This is a genomic window from Sinorhizobium sp. 22678 (assembly GCF_052044265.1).
Classification (GTDB): Bacteria; Pseudomonadota; Alphaproteobacteria; order Rhizobiales; family Rhizobiaceae; genus Sinorhizobium; species Sinorhizobium meliloti_A.
Genome location: NZ_JBQEMS010000006.1, coordinates 120,064 through 145,084, shown reverse-complemented (window position 1 = coordinate 145,084; position 25,021 = coordinate 120,064). Strand labels below are relative to the sequence as shown.

General features: G+C 63.0%; 23 protein-coding genes. 18 read left to right on the top strand and 5 right to left on the bottom strand.

What is annotated here, in order from left to right; genetic code table 11:
- Positions 1-11: 11 nt before the first annotated feature.
- The 3 genes from xdhB to ACTJKL_RS11400 form a co-directional block, all read right to left on the bottom strand.
- On the bottom strand, positions 12-2,345 hold the full coding sequence (gene xdhB / locus ACTJKL_RS11410) for a xanthine dehydrogenase molybdopterin binding subunit (protein WP_440852913.1): 2,334 nt from the start codon (positions 2,343-2,345) through the stop codon (positions 12-14).
- Between the two features lie 195 nt (positions 2,346-2,540).
- Complete coding sequence (gene xdhA, locus ACTJKL_RS11405) at positions 2,541-4,028, bottom strand: xanthine dehydrogenase small subunit (protein WP_275599258.1); 1,488 nt, start codon at positions 4,026-4,028, stop codon at positions 2,541-2,543.
- Positions 4,029-4,055: 27 nt separating this feature from the next.
- Positions 4,056-4,832: a 3-hydroxybutyrate dehydrogenase gene (locus ACTJKL_RS11400; protein WP_275599257.1), complete on the bottom strand. Its 777-nt coding sequence runs from the start codon at positions 4,830-4,832 to the stop codon at positions 4,056-4,058.
- 297 nt (positions 4,833-5,129) lie between these two features.
- Between ACTJKL_RS11400 and glpK the strand changes: the two genes are divergently transcribed.
- The 10 genes from glpK to bacA all read left to right on the top strand — a co-directional run bounded on the left by glpK (position 5,130) and on the right by bacA (position 13,682).
- Positions 5,130-6,623, top strand: a complete 1,494-nt coding sequence (gene glpK, locus ACTJKL_RS11395; protein ID WP_440852912.1) for a glycerol kinase GlpK — start codon at positions 5,130-5,132, stop codon at positions 6,621-6,623.
- A 212-nt stretch (positions 6,624-6,835) separates the two neighbouring features.
- Positions 6,836-7,159, top strand: coding sequence for an ArsR/SmtB family transcription factor (locus tag ACTJKL_RS11390; protein ID WP_275599255.1), 324 nt, complete (start codon positions 6,836-6,838; stop codon positions 7,157-7,159).
- Complete coding sequence (locus ACTJKL_RS11385) at positions 7,156-7,587, top strand: SRPBCC family protein (protein ID WP_018098334.1); 432 nt, start codon at positions 7,156-7,158, stop codon at positions 7,585-7,587. Before ACTJKL_RS11390 ends, ACTJKL_RS11385 begins: the two co-directional genes overlap by 4 nt.
- 58 nt (positions 7,588-7,645) lie before the next feature.
- Positions 7,646-7,867 carry a hypothetical protein gene (locus ACTJKL_RS11380; RefSeq protein ID WP_275599254.1) on the top strand — a complete coding sequence of 74 codons (222 nt, stop codon included), beginning with the start codon at positions 7,646-7,648 and terminating at the stop codon, positions 7,865-7,867.
- Positions 7,868-7,877: 10 nt separating this feature from the next.
- Positions 7,878-8,345 carry a DUF1801 domain-containing protein gene (locus tag ACTJKL_RS11375; protein WP_275599253.1) on the top strand — a complete coding sequence of 156 codons (468 nt, stop codon included), beginning with the start codon at positions 7,878-7,880 and terminating at the stop codon, positions 8,343-8,345.
- A 27-nt stretch (positions 8,346-8,372) separates the two neighbouring features.
- Positions 8,373-8,804 carry a DUF1801 domain-containing protein gene (locus tag ACTJKL_RS11370; protein ID WP_198516615.1) on the top strand — a complete coding sequence of 144 codons (432 nt, stop codon included), beginning with the start codon at positions 8,373-8,375 and terminating at the stop codon, positions 8,802-8,804.
- Between the two features lie 173 nt (positions 8,805-8,977).
- Positions 8,978-10,021 (top strand): LLM class flavin-dependent oxidoreductase, encoded by a 1,044-nt coding sequence (locus ACTJKL_RS11365; RefSeq protein WP_100670112.1) that lies wholly within the window; start codon positions 8,978-8,980, stop codon positions 10,019-10,021.
- Positions 10,022-10,093: 72 nt separating this feature from the next.
- Complete coding sequence (map, locus tag ACTJKL_RS11360) at positions 10,094-10,843, top strand: type I methionyl aminopeptidase (RefSeq protein WP_100670113.1); 750 nt, start codon at positions 10,094-10,096, stop codon at positions 10,841-10,843.
- 155 nt (positions 10,844-10,998) lie between these two features.
- On the top strand, positions 10,999-12,267 hold the full coding sequence (locus ACTJKL_RS11355; RefSeq protein WP_275599252.1) for an MFS transporter: 1,269 nt from the start codon (positions 10,999-11,001) through the stop codon (positions 12,265-12,267).
- 152 nt (positions 12,268-12,419) lie between these two features.
- Positions 12,420-13,682 carry a bacteroid development protein BacA gene (gene bacA, locus ACTJKL_RS11350; RefSeq protein ID WP_100670114.1) on the top strand — a complete coding sequence of 421 codons (1,263 nt, stop codon included), beginning with the start codon at positions 12,420-12,422 and terminating at the stop codon, positions 13,680-13,682.
- A 9-nt stretch (positions 13,683-13,691) separates the two neighbouring features.
- On the opposite strand, the gene ACTJKL_RS11345 is transcribed toward bacA, so the two are convergent.
- Positions 13,692-14,696 (bottom strand): polysaccharide deacetylase family protein, encoded by a 1,005-nt coding sequence (locus tag ACTJKL_RS11345; RefSeq protein WP_275599251.1) that lies wholly within the window; start codon positions 14,694-14,696, stop codon positions 13,692-13,694.
- A 160-nt stretch (positions 14,697-14,856) separates the two neighbouring features.
- Here ACTJKL_RS11345 and ACTJKL_RS11340 point away from each other — a divergent pair, with 160 nt between their 5' ends.
- From ACTJKL_RS11340 to ACTJKL_RS11320, 5 genes are all read left to right on the top strand, one after another.
- Positions 14,857-15,441, top strand: a complete 585-nt coding sequence (locus ACTJKL_RS11340; RefSeq protein WP_275599250.1) for an NnrU family protein — start codon at positions 14,857-14,859, stop codon at positions 15,439-15,441.
- Between the two features lie 86 nt (positions 15,442-15,527).
- A complete protein-coding gene (locus tag ACTJKL_RS11335; RefSeq protein WP_100670117.1) occupies positions 15,528-16,196 on the top strand; it encodes a tetratricopeptide repeat protein in 669 nt (222 codons plus the stop codon).
- A gap of 46 nt (positions 16,197-16,242) precedes the next feature.
- Positions 16,243-16,386, top strand: coding sequence for a hypothetical protein (locus tag ACTJKL_RS11330; protein ID WP_275599248.1), 144 nt, complete (start codon positions 16,243-16,245; stop codon positions 16,384-16,386).
- A 36-nt stretch (positions 16,387-16,422) separates the two neighbouring features.
- Positions 16,423-17,853 carry a ribosome biogenesis GTPase Der gene (gene der, locus ACTJKL_RS11325; protein ID WP_275599247.1) on the top strand — a complete coding sequence of 477 codons (1,431 nt, stop codon included), beginning with the start codon at positions 16,423-16,425 and terminating at the stop codon, positions 17,851-17,853.
- Positions 17,854-18,177: 324 nt separating this feature from the next.
- Complete coding sequence (locus tag ACTJKL_RS11320) at positions 18,178-18,633, top strand: RrF2 family transcriptional regulator (protein WP_033047739.1); 456 nt, start codon at positions 18,178-18,180, stop codon at positions 18,631-18,633.
- 72 nt (positions 18,634-18,705) lie between these two features.
- On the opposite strand, the gene ACTJKL_RS11315 is transcribed toward ACTJKL_RS11320, so the two are convergent.
- The gene (locus tag ACTJKL_RS11315) at positions 18,706-19,902 is read right to left on the bottom strand and encodes an SfnB family sulfur acquisition oxidoreductase (RefSeq protein WP_275599246.1); all 1,197 of its coding nucleotides are present in this window, start codon (positions 19,900-19,902) and stop codon (positions 18,706-18,708) included.
- A gap of 563 nt (positions 19,903-20,465) precedes the next feature.
- Here ACTJKL_RS11315 and ACTJKL_RS11310 point away from each other — a divergent pair.
- From ACTJKL_RS11310 to ACTJKL_RS11300, 3 genes are all read left to right on the top strand, one after another.
- Entirely contained in the window at positions 20,466-21,869 is a 1,404-nt protein-coding gene (locus ACTJKL_RS11310) for an FAD/NAD(P)-binding protein (protein WP_275599245.1), read from the top strand.
- Between the two features lie 133 nt (positions 21,870-22,002).
- Positions 22,003-23,466 carry an FAD/NAD(P)-binding protein gene (locus ACTJKL_RS11305; RefSeq protein ID WP_275599728.1) on the top strand — a complete coding sequence of 488 codons (1,464 nt, stop codon included), beginning with the start codon at positions 22,003-22,005 and terminating at the stop codon, positions 23,464-23,466.
- A 177-nt stretch (positions 23,467-23,643) separates the two neighbouring features.
- The gene (locus ACTJKL_RS11300) at positions 23,644-25,011 is read left to right on the top strand and encodes an NfeD family protein (RefSeq protein ID WP_275599244.1); all 1,368 of its coding nucleotides are present in this window, start codon (positions 23,644-23,646) and stop codon (positions 25,009-25,011) included.
- The last annotated feature ends 10 nt before the right edge of the window (positions 25,012-25,021 follow it).

The following is a 25,021-nucleotide window of genomic DNA, read 5'->3' as shown; positions in this document are numbered from 1 at the left end:
CTCGAGGCGGTTCAGGTCCCTCTAAGCCGCTCCACCGCCATCAGGACACGCTCGGGCGTTGCCGGCGTATCGAGCCGGGGGCACTCGCGATAGTCGGCGACGCTGGCGACGGCCATCGACAGGGCCTCGACCACCGAGATCGGCAGCATGAGGGGCGGCTCTCCCACGGCCTTCGACCTGCCGATCGTCTTTTCCGCGTTTTCCGACCATTCGGCGAGGCGCACGTTGAAGATCTTCGGCCGATCCGAGGCAAGGGGTATCTTGTAGGTCGAGGGCGCATGCGTCCTCAGCCGTCCCTTCTCGTCCCACCAGAGCTCTTCCGTCGTGAGCCAGCCCATCCCCTGGACGAAGCCGCCCTCGATCTGGCCGAGATCGATCGCCGGATTGAGTGAACGGCCCACGTCATGCAGCACGTCGACGCGATCGACCATGTATTCGCCTGTCAGCGTATCGATTGAGACCTCGGAAACGGCCGCGCCATAGGCAAAGTAGTAGAAGGGTGTGCCGCGGCCGGTGGCCCTGTCCCAGTGGATGCCAGGCGTCGCATAGAAGCCGGCGGCGGAGAGCTGGACACGTGCACCGTAGGCCTCCTGCACGAACTGTGCAAACGGCACGAGCTCGTCACCGATCCTGACATGATTGGCGATGAAGCTGACGTTTTCGGCCGTCGTCTGCCAGCGCTCGGCCGCAAAGGCGACGAGCCGCTCCTTGATCTGACGCGCCGCATCGAAGGCAGCCATGCCGTTGAGGTCGGAGCCGGAGGAGGCGGCGGTCGCAGACGTATTCGGCACCTTGCCGGTCGTCGTCGCGGTTATCTTCACCCGGTCGATGTCTATCTGGAAACTGTCTGCAAGCACCTGCGCCACTTTCGTATAGACGCCCTGGCCCATTTCGGTGCCGCCGTGGTTCAGGTGGACCGAACCGTCCGTGTAGATGTGGACGAGGGCGCCGGCCTGGTTCAGATGGGTGAGGGTGAAGGAGATGCCGAATTTCACCGGCGTCAATGCAATCCCCTTGCGGATCACGCGGCTCGTTCTGTTGAACTCGATGATTGCCGCCCGGCGCGCCTGATAGTCGGCGCTCGCTTCCAGCTCATCGACGATCCGGCCGATGATGTTGTCTTCGATCTTCTGGTGATAGGGCGTGACGTTGCGGCCGGAATGCGCGTCGCCATAGAAGTTCAGTTTGCGGATTTCGAGCGGGTCCTTCCCGAGGGCGTAAGCGATCTCCTCGATTATCCGCTCGCCGCCGAGCATGCCCTGCGGCCCGCCGAAGCCGCGAAAGGCAGTGTTGGAGACCGTGTTGGTCTTAAGCGGTTGCGAGGTGAGCTTCACATGCGGATAGAAGTAGGCGTTGTCCGCATGGAAAAGGGCGCGGTCGGTGACCGGGCCGGAGAGATCGGCGGAGAAGCCGCATCGCGCGGCATAATTCGCCTGGACCGCCTGGATGCGTCCCTCCTCGTCGAAGCCGACATCGTAATCGACCAGAAAATCGTGCCGCTTGCCGGTGGCGGTCATGTCGTCGTCCCGGTCCGGGCGGAACTTGACGGCGCGGCGAAGCTTACGCGCGGCGACGGCAGCGAGTGCCGCAAACTGGTTGCCCTGCGTCTCCTTGCCGCCGAAGCCGCCGCCCATGCGGCGGACATTCACCGTGACGGCGTTGGATGGAACGCCAAGCACTTGCGCGACCATACGCTGGACTTCGCTCGGATGCTGCGTCGACACCCAGACTGTCATTTCGTCATCCTCGCCGGGAATAGCGAGCGCGATATGGCCTTCCAGATAGAAGTGCTCCTGGCCACCGATTCGCATGTGCCCCTGGATGCGGCGGGGCGCGCGCTCCAGCTCGCCTTCGGCGTCGCCGCGCTCGAGTGTCAGCGGGGGGGTCACCAGTTCGCCGCCGGTTGCCACGGCATCGATGACATCGATCGCCGGCAGGAAGTCACGATAGGTGATCCTGGCGAGCCGCGCGGCGCGACGGGCGATGTCGCGCGTTTCGGCGATGACCGCGAAGGCCGGCTGGCCATGGAACTCCACCCGCCCGTCGGCTAGCACCGGCTCGTCGTGCAGATGGGTGGGGCTGATGTCGTTGGAATGCGGCATGTCCCTGGCGGTGATCACGCAAACGACGCCGGGCACCGCCGCGACGTCGGAGAGGTCCATCTCCAGGATTTCCGCATGCGCCCGGTCCGTGAGGCCGAGCGCGCCATGCAGCGTGCCGGCGGGTTCCGGCATGTCGTCGATATAATCGGCGGTGCCCGCCACATGCTTGTGGGCGCTATCGTGACGGAGCGGTGAGTGCATCGGGCCGGTGATGGTGCGGACTTCGAGGGTGGACTTATCCATGCCGCGAGCTCCCATGCATGGAGAGGCCCCTCATCCGGCCTGCCGGCCACCTTCTCACCGTTTTGACGGGGAGAAGGGACGTTGCCGCGCCGCCCTCGTCCGCTCTCCCCGCCAGTGGGGAGAGAATTAGGGTGGGCAGCCATTCCCAACAACCGGTGAGGGGCAATTTCGACTCGCCGATATTGCGACGGGTACTCATGCCACCTCCTCGAACCGCTGAAGCTGCACCGTTTCCCCCATGCTCTCGAGGAAAAAGCGCATCAGCAGGTTTTTCGCCGCCAACATGCGATAGGCGCCGGTGGCGCGCCAATCGGTGATCGGCTGGTAATCGGTCTCGAAGGCGGCTTGCGCCTTGCGGATCGTCTCCTCGTTCCATGGCTGACTGACAAGGGCGGCTTCGACGGTTTTCGCCCGCTTCGGCGTTGCCGCCATGCCACCGAAGGCTATTCGTGCGGCTTTCACCCGCTCGCCGTCGAACGAGATACGGAAGGCGCCGAGTAGGGCGGAAATATCTTCGTCGCGGCGCTTCGAGATCTTGTAGGCGGCAAAACGCTCGTCCGCGGGCAGAGCCGGGACGAAGAGGCTCTCGACGAATTCTCCGGGCCTGCGATCCTGCTTGCCATAGGCGATGAAGAAATCCTCGAGCGGAAGCGTGCGCCGACCGTCCTTCGAGCGCAGGGTAACCGTCGCGCCGAGAACGATCAGGGGCGGCGGGCTGTCGCCGATCGGCGAGCCGTTGGCGATATTGCCGCCGATCGTGCCCATGTTGCGCACCTGGTCGCCGCCGATGCGGTCGAGCAGCCGGCCGAAGGACGGATAGGCTGAGGAAAGGGCCTCGTGCGCCGCCGTATAGCTTACGCCTGCACCGATCGTCAGGCCTGCTTTCGAGCTTTCGACCCGCTGCAGTTCGGCGATGCCGTTGATGAAGACCACCGGATTGAGGGTGCGCATCTGCTTCGTCACCCAGAGCCCGACATCGGTGCAGCCGGCGACGATCGTCGCGCTCGGATGATCCGAGAGAACGCCTGCAAGATCCGCGGCATCCACGGGTACGATCAGACAGTCCGCGCCGCTGCGGACGACGATCCTCTCCGTTTGCCCCAGCGCCTGGAGGCGCGCCGTAACCGCTTCCCGCGTGCGGGTGATCGGGTCGAAGAGAACGGCCGGGCGCTCCGCCGCCGCGGCTTCCGCCGCGCGCACGATCGGTTCGTAGCCGGTACAGCGACAGAGATTGCCCTGCAGCGCCTTTTCTATCGCCCCGCGGCTTGGTTTTTCAGTGGTAAGCCAGAGCCCGTAAAGCGACATCACGATCCCCGGAGTGCAGAAGCCGCATTGGGAACCGTGAAAATCCACCAGTGCCTGCTGCACCGGATGAAGCGTGCCGTCTGCGGCGGCCAGGTGCTCGACCGTCACCACATGCGTGGCATTCAGCGATCCTGTGAAGCGGATGCAGGCGTTGACGCTTTCATAGACGAGGTTTTCGGCTCCGCTGCCATCCCTGGAAAGCCGGCCGATGAGCACCGTACAGGCGCCGCAATCGCCCTCCGCGCAGCCTTCCTTGGTGCCGGTGAGGCGCCGCTCCAGCCTCAGAAAATCGAGCAGCGTCGCTGTCGGCGCCACGTCGGAAAGGGCGATCTCGGTGTCGTTCAGGATGAAGCGGATGCTGTCGGATGCCTGTGCCATGCCACTTCCTTGTCCCTCAGCCGTCGATTACTGCGCCGTCCAGCCGCCATCCATCGAGACATGCGTGCCGGTGATCTGGGCGGCATCGTCGCTTGCAAGATAAAGCGCCAGGGAGGCAACCTGTTCGACGGTGATGAACTTTTTCGTCGGCTGTCCCTTGAGCATCACCTCATTGATCACCTGCTCCTCGGTGATGCCGCGCGTTCTCGCCTGATCCGGTATCTGCTTTTCGACGAGCGGCGTCAGAACGTAGCCGGGGCAGATCGAGTTCACACTGATGCCGTTCTCCGCCACCTCCAGCGCCACGGTCTTCGTCAACCCCATGATACCATGCTTGGCGGCGACATAGGCGGACTTGAAGGGGGAGGCCACGAGCCCGTGTGCGGACGCGATATTGATGATCCGGCCCCAGCCTTTTGTCTTCATCGGCGGAATGGCGGCGCGAATAGTGTGAAAAGAGGAGGAGAGGTTGACGGCGATGATCCGGTCCCATTGCTCGACTGGAAAATCCTCGATCTTTTCGACGAACTGCACGCCGGCATTGTTGACGAGGATATCGGCGCCGCCGAAGCGATCGGCAACAGTCGCCATCATGTCGGCAATTTCGGAGGGCTTGGTCATGTCGGCCGGGTGATGAAGCACCGTACCGGAACTCAGGCTTGCGACTTCGTCCGTGACGGTCCGGATCTCGTCCGGCGCACCGAAGCCGTTCAGGACGATATTGGCGCCGGTCTTTGCCAGGGTCCGGGCGATCGCCAATCCGATGCCGCTCGTGGAACCCGTTATCACCGCAGTTCTGGTCATTCCCGCTCTCTCCGTCCTGATGCCGCACAGGTTATTGCGACGCAACAGCATCAGCCTACGCGCAAATGCGCGGCAGTGACAATTGTGTTTTTCCGCCCCGCAAAGCAGAGTCCCTGTCCCCGGGAGCACTTGGCAAAAGTTGCGTTTTGTTTTCGTTTGACATTCGTTTTTCTATCGTATTGAAGTCTTTCGAATGTCGCCCTCGAGGAAGGGCGAGGGGGCGGTATAAGGAAAGCGTATGCGGGCTTCCGCTCGCATTCCGGTCGGCCTTTTCAATCGCGTGCCGAGGAGGGGCATATGGGCGGATTTATTCTCGCGATCGATCAGGGCACGACGTCGACGCGCGCGATCGTTTTCGACGGCAACCAGAAAATCGCAGGCGTCGGGCAGAAAGAGTTCAAGCAGCACTTTCCGAAATCGGGCTGGGTGGAGCACGACCCGGAGGAGATCTGGCAGACGGTCGTCAGCACGGTCAAGGAAGCGATCCAGAAGGCCGGCATCACCGCGAACGATATTGCCGCGATCGGCATCACCAATCAGCGGGAGACTGTGGTCGTCTGGGATCGCGAGACCGGCAAGCCGATACACAATGCCATCGTGTGGCAGGATCGCCGTACTGCCGCCTTCTGCGACAAGCTCAAGAAGAAGGGACTGGAAAAGACCTTCGTCAAGAAGACCGGCCTGCTGCTCGATCCCTATTTTTCGGGAACGAAGCTCAACTGGCTGCTTTCCAATGTCAAGGGCGCGCAGGCGCGCGCCGCCAGGGGCGAACTCTGCTTCGGCACCATCGACACCTTCCTGATCTGGCGGCTGACGGGCGGCAAGTGCTTCTGCACCGACGCGACGAATGCCTCGCGTACCCTCTTATACAATATCGCCGATAATGCCTGGGACGAGGAGCTCACCGACATTCTGCGCGTGCCGAAGGAGATGCTGCCCGAAGTGAAGGACTGCGCGGCCGACTTCGGCGTCACGGAGCCCTCCCTCTTCGGCGCCGCGATCCCGATCCTCGGCGTTGCCGGCGACCAGCAGGCGGCAACGATCGGTCAGGCCTGTTTCAAGCCGGGCATGCTGAAATCGACTTATGGTACGGGCTGCTTCGCCTTGCTCAACACCGGCAAGGACATGGTCCGCTCGAAGAACCGTCTCCTGACCACCATTGCCTACCGCCTCGACGGCGAAACGACCTACGCGCTCGAAGGCTCGATCTTCGTGGCCGGTGCTGCGGTCCAGTGGCTGCGCGACGGGCTCAAGGTGATCAAGGCGGCCCCCGATACGGGCTCGCTTGCCGAAAGCGCCGATCCCTCGCAGGAGGTCTATCTCGTGCCGGCCTTCACCGGCCTCGGAGCGCCCCATTGGGATCCGGATGCGCGGGGCGCGATCTTCGGCATGACGCGCAATACCGGCCCGGCAGAGTTCGCGCGGGCGGCACTCGAGGCGGTCTGCTACCAGACCCGCGACCTGCTGGAGGCCATGCACAAGGATTGGCGCCGCAACGGCAATGATACGGTCCTGCGCGTCGATGGCGGCATGGTCGCCTCCGACTGGACGATGCAGCGCCTTTCGGATCTGCTCGACGCTCCGGTCGACCGCCCGGTCATTCTCGAAACCACGGCGCTTGGCGTCGCCTGGCTTGCGGGCAGCCGCGCCGGCGTCTGGCCGAACCAGGAAGCGTTCGCCAAGTCCTGGGCCCGCGACCGCCGTTTCGAACCGGATATGGACGAGGCCACGCGCAAGGTGAAGCTCAAGGGCTGGCGCAGCGCGGTCAAGCGGACGTTGATTGCGGCTTGAATAGGCCGCTGTCTGTCTACGATGCGAAGGCGGCACCCCCTCTGCCCGGCAGGGCAGGGGGGTAGGATATCGATAACATTCAACGCATCGCTATCAGGGTATTGCTTCCAGTGCTCCGCGGTAAGCTGGGTAAAGTCTCGAACGAACGCCTTGACTCATCCATAGCTCATTGGCTATAGATTAACCCATAGCCAACCGGGTATATATCCCAGATGTCCGACGCGCACGACATGCTCTTCAAAACGCTTGCCGATCCCACGCGGCGGGCTCTCTTCGAGCGGCTGTGCCGGGAAGGGGAGAGGACGGTCGGGGCTCTGACGGCTCGCGCCGGTGTCTCGCAGCCGGTCGTCTCCAAACACCTCGGCGTCCTGAAGCAGGCTGGATTGGTGCGCGACCGCCACGAAGGCCGCCACACCTTTTATAGCGCGCAACTCGGTGCGCTCGCTCCGCTGGTCGATTGGACGCGTGAGATGGCCGGTTTCTGGCAGAGCCGCTTCGACGATCTCGAAGACCTACTGAAAAGGATGGACCAATGAACGAAACGTCGAGCGAAACACGTTCCGTCGTCGTCGAGCGGGAGATCGCTCATCCGCCGGAGAAGATCTGGCGCGCGCTCACCCAACCACACCTGATGGAGGAGTGGCTGATGAAGAACGACTTCAGTCCTGTCGTCGGGCACCGTTTCAACCTGCGCGGCGAGTGGGGTGGCGTGCTGGACTGCGAGGTCCTCGTCGTGGAGCCGAACAAAAGGCTGAGCTACGCCTGGAATTTCGCCCATGAGGATCCGGCCTACGACTTGAAGAGCGTGGTGACCTTCACCCTCGTCCCGACAAGCACGGGAACCCAGCTGCGCATGGAGCAGGTTGGATTCCGGCCGGATCAGCGACAGGCCTATGGCGGCGCCAGGGCCGGGTGGCAGCAGTTCTTCGAAAATCTGGAGCGCGTTCTCGCGGGTATGAACTGAAACCCGACCGTCGGGCCGATCGGGGCTCGCTCGCTTCATGTCAATGGGAGATCATTCAATGGATTGGAACGCCTGGATACGTCAGATCCACCGGTGGTTGTCTATCGTCTTCACGGTAACCGTCATCGCCAACTTCGCGGCCATGGGATTGGGAGAACCTCCTGCATGGGTGGTCTATTCCCCGTTGCTGCCGCTCTTCCTGCTGCTGTTCACCGGCCTCTATATGTTCGTGCTACCCTATGCCGCGAGGAGGCGCAGCGGCCGGCCCGCGGCGCAATGAGGTGAAGACGATGGTCGGCAAGACGCCCGGGAAGAGCAGGAATGTTGCGAAGAAGGCCGCCGCCGAGCCGGCCTCTGGACGGCCGACCCTGCTTTCGGGCGGCAATCCCCAGATCGCGAAGGGCTATGGCGATGCTCCCGTGCAGGCCTACATCGCGGCGATGCCGGGCTGGAAGAGCGATGTCGGGCGGCGCCTCGATGCTCTGATTGTTGAGGCCGTTCCCGGCGTGCACAAGGCGGTCAAGTGGAACTCGCCTTTCTACGGTGTCGAGGACAATCTCTGGTTTCTCAGCTTCCACTGCTTCACCAAATACATCAAGGTGACGTTCTTCCGCGGCGCGGCGCTCGATCCTGTCCCGCCCGGCAAGTCCAAATATCCGGAAGTCCGCTACCTCGATGTTTACGAGGGGCAACTCGACGAAGCTCAATTCTCCGCTTGGGTAAGGCAAGCCAGCCGATTGCCCGGCGAACGTATGTAAGCCACAACCATCAGGAAAGTGACGGCCATGGAGAACAGGACGAGCGGTTCGAACGAAGCGTCTCCCTCCAAACTGATAGATGCGAAAATCGATGCGCTTGACGATTGGCGCGGCGAGACGCTCGCCAGGATCCGGAAACTCATCCAGCAGGCCGACCCGGAAGTGATCGAGGAAGTGAAGTGGAGAGGGGTCCCCGTGTGGGAACACGCCGGGATAATCTGCACCGGCGAAGTCTACAAGGCGGTCGTGAAGACGACCTTTGCCAAAGGTGCCTCGCTGGAAGACCCTTCGGGCCTTTTCAACTCCAGCCTGGAAGGCAATACGCGGCGTGCCATCGATTTCCGTCAGGGCGAGAAGATCGATGAAGAGGCGTTCATCGCGCTCGTTCGTGCCGCGGTGGCGCTGAACACATCAGCACGCACAAGCGCCCGTTCGCAGAAGAAGCCGAAGAGCGCCTGACTCCAGCGGACCTCAGCGGGAAACAGTGCGTTTCCCAAAGGTGCATTTGCGACCTGGTCCTGCGCCGATTATCTCTAGCCTCACGCTAGATCCAATAAGTTGAGGCGCGGAATGCGGGCGGGGAGCCTCACTCACTTTTCCTCATCGCGCGCAGACCTCGCAGGAAGTCAGTCATGGAACTCGGACTCTATACATTCGCCGATGTCGATCCAAATGCAGCCGACAAGGGAGCCGAGGGGCGCCGGCGTCTGGCGGATCTCCTGGAGGAGATCGAGCTTGCCGATCAGGTGGGCCTCGACGTTTTCGGCCTCGGCGAGCATCACCGGCCCGACTATGCGGCGTCGGCACCGGCGGTGATCCTCGCGGCGGCTGCCGCACGCACCAGCCGCATCCGGCTGACGAGCGCGGTCACGGTGTTGAGCTCCGACGATCCCGTCCGCGTCTTCCAGCAATTCGCCACCCTCGACCTCCTGTCGAACGGACGCGCCGAGATCATGGCCGGACGTGGCTCCTTCATCGAATCATTCCCGCTCTTCGGCCAGTCGCTGGACGATTACGACCAGCTTTTCGCCGAAAAGCTCGATCTCCTTTTGGCGCTGCGCGATCGTGAAAGGGTCACCTGGTCGGGTGCGCTGAGATCTCCGATCAATGATCGGGGCGTTTATCCGCGCCCGCTGCAGGACCCGCTGCCGCTCTGGATTGCGGTCGGCGGAACGCCGCAGTCGGTTGCGCGTGCCGGTGCGCTCGGCGTGCCGATGGCGCTTGCTATCATCGGCGGCGAACCGGCACGGTTTGCGCCGCTCTTCCAGCTTTACCGCGAAGCTGCGCGCCGTTCGGGGCAGGATCCGTCGAAGCTGAAGACGAGCATCAACGTCCACGGCTTCATCGCCGATAGCACGCAAGAAGCTGCAGATCAGTTCTATGGGCCGCAGGCCGAGGTGATGAACCGCATCGGACGCGAACGCGGCTGGGGGCCGACCAGCCGAGCCCATTTCGATCAGGCGATCGGCCCGACGGGCAATCTCTTCCTCGGCGATCCGGAAACCGTTGCCAGGAAGATCGTTGCGCATCGGAAGCTCTTCGGAAACGACCGCTTCCTGCTGCAGATGGCGATCGGCCCGATGCCGCATGATCGGATCCTGCACGGCATCGAACTTTACGGCACCAAGGTCGCGCCTCTGGTACGCGAGATGCTGGCGGAGGAGCGCGCTTCCTAAGCCGGCCGCTTCCGTCGGCACTGGCATATGCGGCGGCGTAGCGCTAAATGTGGCCGCGAAAGCGAGACATCCATGACCCTCAACAACGACGAAGACCTCGAAAGGCTGAAGGAAATCGGCCGGATTTGCGCCAATGCGCTACAGGCGATGGGCGAGGCGCTGGAACCCGGCATTACCACGGCCGAGCTCGACGCGATCGGCCGCAAGGTGCTGGAGGAGGCGGGCGCCCGTTCGGCACCCGAGCTTTGCTACGATTTCCCCGGCGCGACCTGCATCAGCGTCAACGAGGAGATCGCCCACGGCATACCGGGCCCCCGGGTGATCCAGCCGGGCGATCTCGTCAATATCGACGTTTCCGCCGAAAAGGGCGGGCTCTTCGCCGATACGGGGGCGTCCTTTCCCGTGCCGCCGGTCAAGACCGAGATCGACCGGCTCTGCCGCGATGGCAAGCGGGCGATGTGGGTAGGTTTGAAACAGGTCAAGCCAGGCCAGTCGCTTGCCGCGATCGGCAATTCGATCGGCGAGTTCGCGCGCAAGAACCGCTACTCCCTCGTCGCCAATCTGGCGAGCCACGGCATCGGCCGGTCGCTGCACGAGGAACCGAGCGAAATTGCAACCTGGCCGGACCCGTCCGAGCGGCGGCGGATGACCGAGGGCATGGTCTTCACGGTCGAACCCTTCCTGTCGATGGGCGCGCAATGGGCTGAAGGAGGCAACGACGACTGGACCCTCTACAGCGAACCGCGCGCACCGACTGTACAATATGAGCATACGGTGGTCGTCACCCGCAGCGGGCCGCTGGTCGTGACGCTGCCGGGTTAGGCAACTTAGGAAGGCTCACCCCCCCTCTGCCCGGCAGGGCAGAGGGGGGTATCACACCCGCTCCCGGTTTTCTCAGCGCAGATCATTCGATTCCATCAATGAACCGTTCAATTATAATGATTTGCCGCTCTCTTGCTGCGATGCAATAAGGGGGCATGAGCACTCTCCAGAGACGGCAGGACCGTAGCGAACCGGCGCCCAGGCACTCGACAGAGCCGAGCGGCTTCGAGTCCGCCGGCAGCGGCTCGAGCGGAAGTCTCGCAGCGACCGCGATCGCCGGTGCGGTCGCCATGGCGGTGGCCATGGGCTTCGGCCGGTTCTCCTATACGCCCATCCTGCCGGCGATGATGATCGACACCGGCCTTTCTCCTGCTGATGCAGGCCTGGTCGCCTCGGCGAATTTCATCGGATATCTCGCAGGCGCGGTGCTTGCCGGCTATGGCTGGGCGCACGGCCGCGAGCGCGGGGTCGGTCTCGCGGCTCTCGTCGCGACGACCGTGCTGCTTGCCGCCATGGGACTTACATCCTCGGTGCTCGCCTATTCCATCATCCGCTTTCTTGCGGGTCTGGCGAGCGCCTTTGCGATGATCTTCATCTCGGGGATAGTGCTGGGGCAGGGGCTCGCCGCCAGATCCGAGCACGTGCCTTCGGTGCATTTCGGCGGCGTCGGTTTCGGCATCGCGCTTTCCTCCGTCGTGGTCTGGATCGCGCCGCTCGCAGGCGTCGCGGATCTTTCGAAGTCGCAGGCCGACTGGTTCGCTGGCGGTCTGGTCGCGCTGGCGGGTACGGTTCTGGTGGCCGCGATGCTGCCGTCGAGCCGTCACGCCGCCATCGGCGGTCCACCGGAGGCGCGGCTCGTCCGATCTCGGCCGCTCATGACGATGACGCTGACCTACGGCCTTTTCGGGTTCGGCTACGTGATCACTGCCACGTTCCTCGTCGCCATGGCCCGCGACGCGAGCGGCGACCACAGCATCGAGTTTCTTTCCTGGCTGATCACCGGAGTGAGCGCCGCCCTGTCGGTTTATCTCTGGCGCTTCGCCTTGCCGCGTCTCGGATTGGCCGGGGTCTATGCGGCCGGATTGCTGGTCGAGGCGGCAGGCCTCATTCTGACGGTTTCGTTGCCTTCCCCCTTTGCGCCGCTCGTCGGCGGGCTGATGCTGGGCGCCACCTTCATGATGGTCACGGCCTATGGACTTCAGATCGGACGACAACTCGCCCCCGAAAGTCCGCGCCGGGCCCTCGCCTTCATGACCGCTGCCTTCGGGGTCGGCCAGATCGTCGGGCCGCTGGTCGCCGGCTGGCTTGCCGAGCGCACCGGAAGCTACGCTTTGCCGACCCTGGTCGCCGCCGTCGTTCTCATGATCTGCGGGATCGTCGTCCTCGCCGAATTGCGCCGGATAAGTGAAGCCCTGGCACGATGACGGGTCCTCACTAAGCCGGGCAGGCAGCGTCGGCAGCCACATGAAATAACAGTAACATTCGCATTCCGTAATTGTTGCGCAATGTGATTTGCCCTAGTTTCGGCGCATCAGGAGGCAAGTCCTTGACCTCCCCGAAACGAGAGTGCCGTCCCTTGTTCCAATCCTTCTTTCCCAAGCCGAAGCTGTTTTTCATATCTTCCGCCGTCTGGAGCCTTCTTGCCGTTCTCGTATGGTATGGCGGCGGACGGGATATCGGCGCCTATCTCGGTTTGCCGCAGCTGCCGCCCGGCCAGGAGCCTATCATCGGGGTGTCCGTCTTCTGGTCGACGCCCTTTCTTTGGTTCTACATCTATTATGCGGTGGTCGTAGGAATATTCGCCGCGTTCTGGTTCGTCTACAGCCCGCATCGGTGGCAGTATTGGTCCGTTCTCGGCACGGCGCTGATCATCTTCAACACCTACTTTTCGGTTCAGGTCAGTGTCGCCTTCAATGCCTGGTACGGCCCGTTCTATGATATGATCCAGCAGGCGCTCGCGCGAACGGCACCGGTCACTGCCGAACAACTCTACATGGGAATGATCGGCGTCTCAGGCATTGCCTTTCTGGCGGTGACCGTAGGCGTGCTGAACCTCTTCTTCGTCAGCCACTACATCTTTCGCTGGCGTACCGCGATGAACGAATACTATGTCTCGCACTGGCCGAGGCTGCGCCAAGTCGAAGGCGCTTCGCAGCGTGTACAGGAAGACACGATGCGATTTTCCAGCACGATGGAAAGGCTGGGCGTCGGCCTGGTGAGCTCAGTTATGACCTTGATCGCCTTTCTCCCGGTTCTCTTCAGGTTTTCCGAGCAGGTAAACGTGCTGCCGGTCGTCGGCGAAATACCGCATGCGCTCGTCTGGGCCGCCGTCTCCTGGTCGCTGTTTGGAACGGTCTTCCTCGCCGTGGTGGGTATCAAGCTTCCGGGCCTCGAATTTCGCAATCAGCGCGTCGAAGCGGCATACCGGAAGGAACTCGTCTATGGCGAGGATCATGAGGACCGCGCCGACCCGATAACGCTCGCGCAGCTTTTCGACAATGTCAGGCGCAACTATTTCCGCCTCTACTTCCATTATATGTACTTCAATATCGCGCGCATTTTCTACCTGCAGGCCGACAACATATTCGGCACGCTCGTGCTGATACCTGCGATCGTGGCGGGAAAACTCACGCTCGGCGTTATGAATCAGGTGTTGAACGTTTTTGGGCAGGTTCGGGAGTCCTTCCAATACCTGGTCGGCTCCTGGACGACCATCGTCGAGCTCCTGTCGATCTACAAACGTCTTAAAGCCTTCGAGTCGGTGTTGGTCGACGAACCGCTGCCGGAGATCGACCGGCAGTTCATCGACGCTGGCGGTAAGGAAGAGCTGGCTCTGTAACAGCGGGCATCAGAAGGCGGAGCGATCCGCCTTCTTTCTTGCAGCCTCGATAATCGGCAACGCCTCGGCATAGCTGACGCAGGCGACGTCCGGCTTGTTGCAGGTCTCCGAGAGAAAGCGATCGAGCGCCCGCCAATAGGCGCCGCCGTTCATCTCGACGAAGTGGAAGCCGAGCTGAAGAGGGATCCGCTCGCCTTCATATTCCTTCCAGAAGGCATTGCGGAACGCCGCAAGCGTCCGCTCCTCGAAGCGGACGCTGTCCTTTCTGTTCTCGACTCCCATCGAATGGCGGACGAAGAGATTGTAGTCCATGCCGATGACCGGCCGGTGGGAAGGGCCTTCGGGAATGAGCGGCAGGCCGAAGCGCGGCAGACCGTCGGCGAAGCTGGGCCAGCCGGGCCCTTTGGTGACGAGGCTCGCATCATAGCTGAAACCGAACGCTTCGAGTGCAGGCACCAGGCCGTCGCTGAGTGACAGGTAGGGGGCGCGAAAGCCCTTTATGCCGTTCTTCGCGAAATCGGCCCAGCCTTCCGGCTCGGCTTCCGGCTTGCCGGCCCTCTTCCAGGCTTCGGCGAGCGCCGCGCGGAACGCTGAAAACTCCCGCTCCCAATCGGCCTTGCTCCAGCCTTTGCCGTCGAAATGGCCGCAGGCGTGGCTGCCGAGGTCGTGACCATCGCGATGCGCCTGCCAGATATGGCCGACGCGGATCGCGATTTCTTCGCGGCTCTGTGCGAAGCCGACATTCGAACGTCCCTGCTTCTGTCCGGGCGCCCGGTAGATCTGCTTCCCGTCGGCCTTCGTCATCAGGAAGGTGCAGGAGAGGAAATAGGTGAAATGCGCTCCCGTTCGCCTTGCCATGGCAAGGCTTTTCTCCCAAAGCGCATTGTCGTGCGCGCCGTCGAAGGAGATGACGACGAGCTGTTTGCCGTCCGGCGACGGGGGTGCCGGCGGCGGATCGGCGAGGGCGAGAGCGGGAAAAAGAGCGAGTGATAAAGCCAGGAAAATACGAATCATGTTTCAACTGTGACGTTTGGTTTCGTCGCAGTTGTCCGGAAATTGCGGCAATCCTTTGATTGGGCTGGAAAACAGGCGCTATCGAAGGTAGTGCGTAGTCAGGTGGATCGGCAAAGCTCGGCGCTGTAGCGGTCCGACATTCTCGAACAAGCGGTGACCCATGGCCATACTCGTTCTCGGCATCATCATATTTCTCGGCATGCACCTCGTCCGCGTGGTTGCGCCCGGCTTTCGTGCCGGCATTATCGAAAGCCGCGGCAAGGGCACTTGGATGGCGCTCTATACGATCGTCAGCCTCGTCGGCCTCTGTCTGATCATCTACGGTTTTGGTCAGGCGCGTGGCGAAACGGGCATGCTCTACGATCCGCCGATATTCCTGCGCCATATCGCCCTTCTGCTGATGCTCGTCGCCTTCATCGTGCTTGCCGCCGGCTTCCTGCCGGCGGGCCGCATCGCCGTCGCGCTCAAGCATCCGCAGGTCCTCTCGATCAAGATATGGGCGCTGGCGCACCTCCTTGCGAATGGCGAGACGTCCTCGGTCCTGCTTTTCGGTTCCTTTCTCGTCTGGGCGGTGATCCTGCGCATCTCGTTGAAACGGCGCGAGCGCGCCGGTGAGAAGGTGCTTCCCGTGTTTAAATCGACGCGCAACGACGTATTGGCGGTTCTTATCGGCCTCGTCGCCTTTGTGCTCTTCGTCTGGAAGCTGCATGAACTTCTGATAGGCGTTCAGCCGGTCGTTCTCTAAATGTCGATCTCCCCCTTACATCAGGCGTAAAATCGGGTAGAACGCGCCAACTTCTTCACATCAGGGCCGGGCGGCCGGGACGGGACATGGTAAACCAGGACGACAGCTTTATCCGCGAGGTCAATGACGAACTCCGTTCGGACCAGATGAAGGCCGTCTGGACGCGCTTCGGCGGTATCATCATCGGGATTGCCGTTCTGATCGTGCTCGGCACCGTCGGCAAGGTCGGATACGATTATTGGCAGGAGGCCTCCTCGTCGCAATCGGGCGACACCTTCCTCGCGGCGCTCAACCTTGCCCGGGAGAACAAGTCGGACGAGGCGCTCGCCGCTCTGACCGAGCTCGAAAAGGACGGTTACGGATCCTATCCGGTTCTGGCGCAGTTGCGCGTTGCGACGCTGCAGGCGCAAAAGGGTGAAACGGATGCGGCAGTCGCGGCGTTCTCCGAAATCGGCAGGGATACGCGTATTCCGGCCGCGCTTCGCGATGCGGCGCGGCTGCGTGCGGCCTATCTGCTTATCGACGCAGGAACCTACGAGCAGGTGTCCTCTGAGGTCGAGCAACTGGCCGTTCCGCAGAACGCCATGCGTCATTCGGCGCGCGAGGCGCTCGGCCTTTCGGCCTACAAGGCCGGTGACTATACCAAGGCGAAGAGCTGGTTCCAGCAGATCGTCGACGATGCGCAAAGCCCGCGCGGCATCATGAATCGGGCGCAGATGCTGCTGGATGTGATCGCGTCGACAGGCAAGGCCTGACGCAGGCATGTCGCCCAAAAGTGCGCAGCGGTTTTGGGATAACGACATGCACAAGAAAAGCATGTCGCCCAAAAGTGCGCAGCGGTTTTGGGGTGACGACATGCACAAGAAAAGCATGTCGCCCAAAAGTGCGCAGCGGTTTTGGGATAACGACATGCACAAAAACAGAAACTTAAAGCGCGTCGCGTGATCACTGAACGCGAGGCGCTTTAGCACGGATGTCAAGATGACCTTCACCGTCGCCATTATCGGGCGCCCCAATGTCGGCAAGTCCACCTTGTTCAACCGCCTGGTTGGCAAGAAGCTGGCGCTCGTCGACGATACGCCGGGGGTTACCCGCGACCGGCGTCCGGGCGACGCGAAGCTGGTCGACCTCAAGTTCCGCATCATCGATACGGCCGGTCTCGAGGAATCGTCACCAGACAGCCTCCAGGGGCGGATGTGGGCGCAGACGGAGGCGGCCATCGACGAGGCGGATCTCTCGCTCTTCGTCGTCGATGCCAAGGCCGGCCTGACGCCGGCAGATCAAACGCTCGGCGAAATGTTGCGCCGCCGGGGCAAACCCGTCGTCGTCGTCGCCAACAAGTCCGAGGCCCGGGGCTCCGAAGGCGGTTTCTACGACGCCTTCACGCTCGGCCTCGGCGAACCCTGCCCGATCTCGGCCGAACACGGCCAGGGCATGCTCGACCTGCGTGACGCGATCGTCGCCGCACTCGGCGAGGAGAGGGCGTTCCCGCCGGCGGAAGACGTTGCCGAGACGAATGTGGATATCCGCCCCGTTGCCGGTGAAGGTACCGAGGACGAGGAGGTCGAGCCCGCCTATGACGAGACCAAGCCGCTTCGGGTGGCGATCGTGGGCCGGCCGAATGCCGGAAAATCGACTCTGATCAACCGGTTCCTTGGCGAAGACCGGCTGCTGACGGGGCCGGAGGCGGGCATTACCCGCGACTCCATCTCTGTCGAATGGGACTGGCGCGGCCGCACCATAAAGATGTTCGATACGGCCGGCATGCGCCGCAAGGCGAAGGTTCAGGAGAAGCTCGAAAAGCTTTCGGTTGCGGATGCGCTGCGGGCGATCCGCTTCGCCGAGACCGTCGTCATCGTCTTCGACGCCACGATCCCTTTCGAGAAGCAGGACCTGCAGATCGTCGATCTGGTGCTGCGCGAGGGGCGTGCAGCCGTGCTTGCCTTCAACAAATGGGATCTGGTCGAGAACTGGCAGGCACTGCTTGTAGATTTGCGCGAAAAGACCGAGCGGCTGTTGCCGCAGGCGCGCGGCATCCGTGCAGTGCCGATTTCCGGGCACACCGGCTACGGCCTCGACCGGCTGATGCAGGCCATCATCGAAACGGACAAGGTCTGGAACCGGCGCATCTCCACGGCGCGCCTCAACCGGTGGCTGGAAACGCAGCAGGTGCAGCATCCCCCGCCGGCCGTCTCGGGCCGCCGCCTCAAGCTCAAATACATGACGCAGGTCAAGGCGCGGCCACCGGGTTTCATGATTTCCTGTACACGGCCCGAGGCGGTGCCGGAGTCCTACACCCGCTACCTCATCAACGGCTTGCGAAACGACTTCGACCTGCCGGGCGTGCCGATCCGCGTGCATTTCCGCGCGTCGGAGAATCCTTTCGAGTCGAAGGCACGCAAAAGGCGCTGAGAGCTCCGGCGGCAGCAAAAGAACTCACGATTCGTTTCGCACTGCGGCGTTTTTTGATGCCATCTACCGCTCTAATAGAGTAAATCTATGTAGCAGGTGAATTGATTTCCTTGCCGCCAAATTAGGCTTGATCTATAACTAAATCCTAGTATGCCGAAGTTGGCGAGCCGTGGCAGATTGGCTCGGCAGGCTGGGAAACGGCACTTGGCTCTGCGAGAATTGGACGATCCGCGTCGTCGGGATCGATGTGTCTGGGGCGCGGTCGCGGATGAAGATCGCGTTCTTTTCTCGTTTGCCGCGATCCGTCTCGAAAGCGATGTTCTCATGCTGACAAAAAAAGGAAAGTACGGTTTGAAGGCGATGGTCGATCTTGCCCAGCTTCAGCCGGGCGAAACGGCTTTCATCACGGAAATCGCCGTTCGCAACAACTTGCCGAAGAAGTTTCTCGACACGATCATGCTCGAACTCAGGAATGCCGGCTTTCTTCGCTCGAAGAAAGGCCCCGGCGGCGGCTACGCGCTGGCGCGGCCCGCATCCGAGATCCGCGTCGGTCAGGTGATCCGCACGCTTGACGGGCCGCTGGCGCCGATCCGTTGTGCGAGCCGCACCGCCTATGAAGTCTGCGATGACTGTTCGGACCCGGAAACCTGTCACGTGCGCCGTTCGATGATCGTCGTGCGCGATGCCGTGGCCGACATTCTCGACAACATGACGCTCGCGCAATTTGCAGCAAGCGAGAGAGAGGCCGCCGTAGCGCCGCTTCTCAGCGAAGCGGGCTGAGCGCGGAGGGTGCGGTCCCCCCGCGGCAGACTTAGGTGTACGTCCGTTCCTCATCAATGCGAGCGTTCATCCTCACAGTGATCCGCTGCGCGGCTTTACGCCCTTCAGGTGGTAGTTGCCGACAAGGTGATGTTTCCAGCGCACCGGGTCCTGCAGCGTGTGAGCGCGGGCGTTCCGCCAATACCGGTCGAGATTGAGCGCAACTTTCGCAGAGGCGGAGCCGGCGAGATCGAAAAGCGCATTGGCTGCCTCCAGCGCGGCCGCGGCGGCAAGGACCTTGGCGGCGGTAACCGAGAGGCTGGCTTCGACCGCGTGTTCCTCGGTCGGATCGACCTGAGCGGTATCGACCTTGCGACCGGCATGCTCGATGAGCGCGGTGGCGGCCTCGATGCGTATTGCGACTTCGCCGACCCTTGCGATCGTCAAAGCATCCTCCGATGCCCGCTCCAGCACATCGCTCTTGGCTGCTGCCGCGTTTCGGACGAGATCGAGGGTCTCTCGGAACGCCGCCCGCGCGATACCGAGATCGACGCCGGCATGGATGATCTCGCCGACGGAACCGATCGTATTCGGTCGCTCGAAGCCGCGGTGATGCGGCACGACAGAACCGAGATCCACATGAACGTCCTCAAGGACCACGGTGCCGCTGCCGGTGACGCGCTGCCCGAAACTGTCCCAGTCGTCGATGATCCGGACGCCGTCCATCGCGCGCGGAACGAACGACATGGTCATGCGGTCGGCGGGATCGAGCGCGGAGATGGCGAGCCAGTCGGCGAAGAGAGCGCCCGTGGAATTTTGCTTCCGGCCGTTGATCCGGTACCCGGCGCCATTCCCGGTGATCCGGGTTTTGTCGTCGCCGCTTTCCGAAAGTGCGCTGCCGAAGCGGTCGCCTGCCATGGCGCGCCCGAAGAAGAACCGCTTCTGTTCTTCGGTGGCATGCTGACGCAGCGCCTCGAGGACGTAAAAGTGGCCTTGCGGGATCTGACCAATGGAGCTGTCGGCCTCCGCTAGGATCGCGGTTATCTCGGCAAGCACGACGTTGGAGACGTCGATGCCCTCGTATTCCGATGGAATGCTGATCGCCAGCAGTCCCGATTGGGCCAACTGGTCGAGTTCGTCGTGAGGAAGGACGCGCTCCAGGTCGCGCTCGATGGCGCGGTCGGAGAACCGGAGTGCGAGCTCCCTTGCAATCGCCAGGGCCTCTTCCTCGCTCTCGATGCGGTGCGGCGTCGGCTTGGTCTTTCCGGCGAATTGCGAGATGTTCCCCATCCTTGTCCCTCCGTGGAGCATTGCCGCCGCCCTTTAGTATGGAGCAGGCGCTATTTTCTTCCAGTCCCTCCCGGAGGCGGTCGCGCAGGTGGACGCCCGGTAGGGGAATCGCTTTGGAATGAAAATTTCCCAGGTAGAATCAATGGGTTGTCCGTGACGACGGCGCGCTGTTGCGGTTACCTTTAGAAAAATAGCTTGCCGTGGGGTGCATTTGCAATAGAATACAAAAATTATAGACTACTTCCGAAAAGGATGACCGTCAGGCCGAAACGCTGCTGCATGTTTCTTACGTCGGAGCCGATTTGAGGGTACAACATGCAAGAACTGGAAGTCCTGCAGCGGTCATTGCGCGCATTAGGCGGTATTCGACCGGAGTTTTATTTCGCTTGAAGCGGGAGGGAGGCGGCGCAAGGCGTTCTTGGCTGGCGCGTCGTTCCGGAAAATCCCGACGGGCGAGCGGTATACGAGCCCGTGAAATTCACCAGAGCTTTTGTGTGTCTCGAAGTCCTGCTTAAGAGTTGCCCCGACCACGGAGCGACAGCCAGCTCGCGAAAGGAGCTCACATGACCGTTCGTGGATTGTTTGCCGGCAGGTCAGCGGCGGCCGCCTCGTCCTCGCAGCCGGAAATTGCGATCGTCGGCCGTGGATTTTCCGGCATCATGATGGCGATCGCGCTGATGAAGTCGATGCGGGGAACTTTTCACCTCACCATGTACGACCCGCATCCATCGATCAGCGGCGGCCAGGCCTTTTCCGCGGCGCAGCGCTGCGAGATCCTCAACAGCCGGGTGCGCGACCTGTCGGTCGCGGCCGGCCAGCCCGACGATTTCAACGACTGGCTTTGCGCCAATGATGAGTTCCGAACAGCCGTTCCGGCGGCCATTCCCGGCTTTCGGCAGATTTTCGTGCCGAAAGGCATCTTCAGCGACTACGTGCATCAACGCTTTTCCGAGGCGCTTGCCCGACGTTCCGACATCACGGTGAGGTTTTCCCACCAGCAGGTCACAGGCTTGCGCAAACTCGCAAGCGGTCGCTTCAGTCTTGTGCGTGACGGCGGACATGACGCATGCGACATCGTCATTCTTGCAACGGGCTTCGGCGTGCATCCGCGCGACCTCGAGGTTTCTGACGAGGAGCGACCGCTTGTGCGGACGCGCCGCCTCGTCGACCCGCGCCACGCGGTCCTGCTCGGCAGCGGCATTCGCGTGGTCGACCAGCTTTTCCAGATGCGCGATAACGGTTATGCGGGAGAAATCACGCTCGTTTCGCGCCACGGCTTCCTGCCGCAGGCGCATACGCAGCTCGCAGCAGCCCCGAGTTTCCCGGTCGATCCGATGCCGCAGGGCCTGCGCCGGATCGTTCGGTTCGTGCGTCAGGCCTGCGCCGAAGCCGAAGCGAAGGGGCAAAGCTGGCAGTCGGCCATGAACGGCCTGCGCCGGCGGGCGCGCTCGCTCTGGCAATCGCTCTCGGCGCAGGAAAAGCGGCAGTTCAACCGCCACCTGCGGGCCATCTACGACAGCCACAGAAACCGCCTCCCGGCGGCTGTCCACGCGCGGCTGCAGCAGGAACTTGCCGAGGGGCGGACCGTGCTTCGCCGCGGGCGGGCGGGGCGGCGCCTGCCGGAAGGCATCATGGTGCGCTGGGCGGGTCGGCATGCCGAGGAACTGCTCAGGGCAGATCAGGTGATCGAATGCCGCTGTTCCGCCCCGGAGCTTGATACGCCCTTGCTCCGGAGTCTTTTTGCGGGTGGGCTTGCCGAACCCGATGAACTCGAGCTCGGCATCGCGGTCAGTCCGACGGGAGAAGTCTTGAGCCCGTCTGGACGCACGCCGAACCTCTTCGCGATCGGTCCGCTCGGATTGGGAAGCCTGCCCGACATCGACCTGGTACCTGAGATCGTCACCCAAACCTATGCGGCAGCACGGCTTATCGCGACAGGCAAGCGACTGGCGCTGAAGGCCGGATAGACACGACCTCGGCGGCCGGAATGGCGGCCGACGAATGCCGGTGATCCGGCCCGTTGCAGGCAGTAGCGGTCAGGGAAATGCAAACGGTAGACTCAACGACGACAGGGTCGTCGCTGCGCAGCAGGTCTTCGATATGACGGATGCCGTCGGCCATTACCTCACGCGCCCCACCGTCGCAATCATCGGCGGCGGCTTCACCGGTGCCGTGGTCGCGACGCACATGGCGCGGTCTCGCGCCATGGATGGCTGGCAGATTTCCGTCTTCGAGCCGCGGGAGCGGCTGGGATGCGGCCTTGCCTATGATACCGTGGAGCCCGCGCATCGCGTCAATGTCCCGGCCGCACGCATGAGCATCGATCCGGGCGATCCCGACCATTTCATGCGCTGGCTCGAGCTTCGGGGCGAACCGCGCGACGATCCCGAGGCGCTTGCCTGCGACGGCCATCTCTATCCCGCCCGGCAGCTCTTCGGCCGCTATGTCGCCGAGACGATCGCGCCGTTCCTGGAACATGGGCGCATCGCACACCATCGGGAGAGAGTGATCGCCGTCGAGCGTCAGGGAGCGGCCTGGACGGTTCGCGGCGACGGCGGGACGCTAAGCCGCGCCGACGTGCTGGTGGTGGCGACGACGCACCCGGCTCCGGAGGCTCCCGCAGGCGTAGGCGCCATCCTCACGGGGCACCCCCGCTACGTGCCGGATTCGACCGAGCCCGGCACGCTCGACAGAATCCGGGCCGGTGACCGCGTGCTGATCATCGGGACCGGGCTGACTTCGGCCGATGTGATCGCCACCCTGCGCAGAGGCGGGCATAAGGGGCCGATCACCGCCTTTTCCCGGCGCGGTCTGCGTTCTCGTGGACATTCCGACCGGGCGCAGGACCCCTATGGCGACTTCATCTCACGACCTTGGAGATCGGCCGCGGAGTTGCTCTCCCAGGTACGCCGGACGATCCGCGATGCGGAAGCGGAAGGCTTTACATGGCATGCGGTCCTCGATGCGCTCAGAGCACAAGGCGGTGAGATCTGGCGCAATCTGCCGATGAGCGAGCGGCGGCGGCTTGTCCGTCACGTGCGGCCTTTCTGGGATGTGCACCGCTTTCGTGTAGCTCCGCAAATCGATGCGGTCGTGAGCGCGGGGCTGAGGGACGGCGATATACGCGTCCTCGCCGGTTCGGTCGCTCATATGGCGCGCGTCGGCGAGAATGTCGCGGTCACTTTCCGGAGGCGGCGGGCTGGCGGAACGGAAGAAGGGGAATTCGACGCCGTGGTGATCACCACCGGCCCGGCGCACCGGTCGATCCTGCAAAGCCAATCCTGGCTGGATTCGCTCGGAGCCGCAGGTTATCTGCGCCCCGATACGGTTGGGCTGGGCCTCGCCTGCAGCGAAACGAGCAGGGCGCTCGACAGCGAAAACAGGGAGGTGGACGACCTCTTCGTCGCCGGTCCTCTCGCCCGCGGCACCTTTGGCGAACTTATGGGCCTGCCGCAGGTCAACGACCACGCCATTTTCGTGGCGGCGCAGATATCTGCGCTGGCGCAGGCGCGCCGAGTGCACCGGCGCGCGCGTCCGCGCTCGGCCGCGGCACCGGCCCGCTGACCGAGCGGCGACGCCGATGCAACTTCTGCGGCAGCATGCCTGCGGCATCGCTTACGCTTTCCGCGATTCTGCACTATATTAGGATGTGTTGATTTCGACGAAAGGTGGAGCGGGCGAGGTGGTTTGCAGCTATCCGCCTGCGCCCGCAGACGAGAAGCCGTGAGGTATCGACGGCGAATGGCCCGCATCCTCATCCTGTTGTTCAGTCTCCTGTCGGCCTTCGCATTTCCTGTCACGCCGGTGCCCGGAGCCGAGCGCACGGCAATCGTCCTGCACGTCAACGGAGCCATCAGTCCCGCCGCGGCAGAATATGTGACGCGCGGTCTTCAACAGGCCAGGGATCGCGGTGCCGCGCTGGTGGTCCTGCAGATGGACACGCCCGGCGGACTGGATACGTCGATGCGCGACATCATACGCGCCATCCTCGATTCGCCCGTGCCGGTCGCGAGTTTCGTCGCGCCCAGCGGAGCGCGGGCAGCAAGCGCCGGCACCTATATCCTTTATGCGAGCCATATTGCGGCCATGGCCCCGGGGACGAATCTGGGCGCGGCGACGCCGATCGCCATCGGCGGAGGACTGTTTGGCAATGACGAGCAGGAAGGCGAGGAAAAGACGGGCAAGCCCGACGAGCCCGAACCGCGCAAACCGGCCAATGCCGGTGAAGCGAAACTCATCAACGATGCGGTCGCCTATATCCGCGGCCTGGCGGAATTGCGCAACCGAAACGTCGATTGGGCGGAGCGGGCCGTGCGCGAGGCTGCGAGCCTTTCCTCCGCCGCAGCCGCGCGCGAGCAGGTCATCGACTTCACCGCCGTTAGCGTCGACGACCTTTTGAAGCAGGCCCACGGCCGCCCCGTCCGCATCGGCCAATCCGACGTTCGGCTCGATACGTCCGGGCTCGCCATAGAGGATCTTCCGCCGGATTGGCGGACGCGGCTGCTGTCGGTGATCACCAACCCGAACGTCGCCCTCCTCCTGATGATGGTCGGAATCTACGGGCTCATCTTCGAGTTTCTCGCGCCCGGCACAGTGGTGCCGGGTACAATCGGCGGCATCAGCCTCCTGCTCGGTCTCTACGCGCTTGCGGTGCTGCCGGTGAGCTATGCCGGCGTGGGCCTTATCCTCCTTGGGGCGGGACTGCTGGTGGCGGAGGCGCATGCGCCGTCATTCGGCGTGCTCGGCCTCGGCGGCACCGTGGCCCTGGTGCTGGGCGCTGCCATTCTCTTCGACACGGACATGCCCGGACTGCAGGTGTCCTGGCCTGCACTGAGCGGTATTGCGATAGCCAGTCTGGCGTTCAGCCTGCTGGTCGCGCGTCTCGCCCTTGTTTCGCGCCGGCACAGGGTCGCCACCGGCGCGGAAGAGATGATCGGCATTTCCGGCAAGGTCGACAGTTGGGCGGGAGCGGACGGCTACGTGATCGCCCACGGCGAGCGGTGGAGAGCCGTCAGCAGCGAACCGCTTGGACCGGGCGAGGACGTCATGGTCGTCGGCCGGGAGGGCCTCACGCTCAAGGTGGCGCGCAAACCGGCTGGAGCGGGATGATGAAAAGCAT

Bases quoted from the DNA above. Each gene is read 5' to 3' on its own strand.
- xdhB (WP_440852913.1), bottom strand. From the start codon at position 2,345: ATGGATAAGTCCACCCTCGAAGTCCGCACCATCACCGGCCCGATGCAC.
- xdhA (WP_275599258.1), bottom strand. From the start codon at position 4,028: ATGGCACAGGCATCCGACAGCATCCGCTTCATCCTGAACGACACCGAG.
- ACTJKL_RS11400 (WP_275599257.1), bottom strand. From the start codon at position 4,832: ATGACCAGAACTGCGGTGATAACGGGTTCCACGAGCGGCATCGGATTG.
- glpK (WP_440852912.1), top strand. From the start codon at position 5,130: ATGGGCGGATTTATTCTCGCGATCGATCAGGGCACGACGTCGACGCGC.
- ACTJKL_RS11390 (WP_275599255.1), top strand. From the start codon at position 6,836: ATGTCCGACGCGCACGACATGCTCTTCAAAACGCTTGCCGATCCCACG.
- ACTJKL_RS11385 (WP_018098334.1), top strand. From the start codon at position 7,156: ATGAACGAAACGTCGAGCGAAACACGTTCCGTCGTCGTCGAGCGGGAG.
- ACTJKL_RS11380 (WP_275599254.1), top strand. From the start codon at position 7,646: ATGGATTGGAACGCCTGGATACGTCAGATCCACCGGTGGTTGTCTATC.
- ACTJKL_RS11375 (WP_275599253.1), top strand. From the start codon at position 7,878: ATGGTCGGCAAGACGCCCGGGAAGAGCAGGAATGTTGCGAAGAAGGCC.
- ACTJKL_RS11370 (WP_198516615.1), top strand. From the start codon at position 8,373: ATGGAGAACAGGACGAGCGGTTCGAACGAAGCGTCTCCCTCCAAACTG.
- ACTJKL_RS11365 (WP_100670112.1), top strand. From the start codon at position 8,978: ATGGAACTCGGACTCTATACATTCGCCGATGTCGATCCAAATGCAGCC.
- map (WP_100670113.1), top strand. From the start codon at position 10,094: ATGACCCTCAACAACGACGAAGACCTCGAAAGGCTGAAGGAAATCGGC.
- ACTJKL_RS11355 (WP_275599252.1), top strand. From the start codon at position 10,999: ATGAGCACTCTCCAGAGACGGCAGGACCGTAGCGAACCGGCGCCCAGG.
- ACTJKL_RS11345 (WP_275599251.1), bottom strand. From the start codon at position 14,696: ATGATTCGTATTTTCCTGGCTTTATCACTCGCTCTTTTTCCCGCTCTC.
- ACTJKL_RS11340 (WP_275599250.1), top strand. From the start codon at position 14,857: ATGGCCATACTCGTTCTCGGCATCATCATATTTCTCGGCATGCACCTC.
- ACTJKL_RS11335 (WP_100670117.1), top strand. From the start codon at position 15,528: ATGGTAAACCAGGACGACAGCTTTATCCGCGAGGTCAATGACGAACTC.
- ACTJKL_RS11330 (WP_275599248.1), top strand. From the start codon at position 16,243: ATGCACAAGAAAAGCATGTCGCCCAAAAGTGCGCAGCGGTTTTGGGGT.
- der (WP_275599247.1), top strand. From the start codon at position 16,423: ATGACCTTCACCGTCGCCATTATCGGGCGCCCCAATGTCGGCAAGTCC.
- ACTJKL_RS11320 (WP_033047739.1), top strand. From the start codon at position 18,178: ATGCTGACAAAAAAAGGAAAGTACGGTTTGAAGGCGATGGTCGATCTT.
- ACTJKL_RS11315 (WP_275599246.1), bottom strand. From the start codon at position 19,902: ATGGGGAACATCTCGCAATTCGCCGGAAAGACCAAGCCGACGCCGCAC.
- ACTJKL_RS11310 (WP_275599245.1), top strand. From the start codon at position 20,466: ATGACCGTTCGTGGATTGTTTGCCGGCAGGTCAGCGGCGGCCGCCTCG.
- ACTJKL_RS11305 (WP_275599728.1), top strand. From the start codon at position 22,003: ATGACGGATGCCGTCGGCCATTACCTCACGCGCCCCACCGTCGCAATC.
- ACTJKL_RS11300 (WP_275599244.1), top strand. From the start codon at position 23,644: ATGGCCCGCATCCTCATCCTGTTGTTCAGTCTCCTGTCGGCCTTCGCA.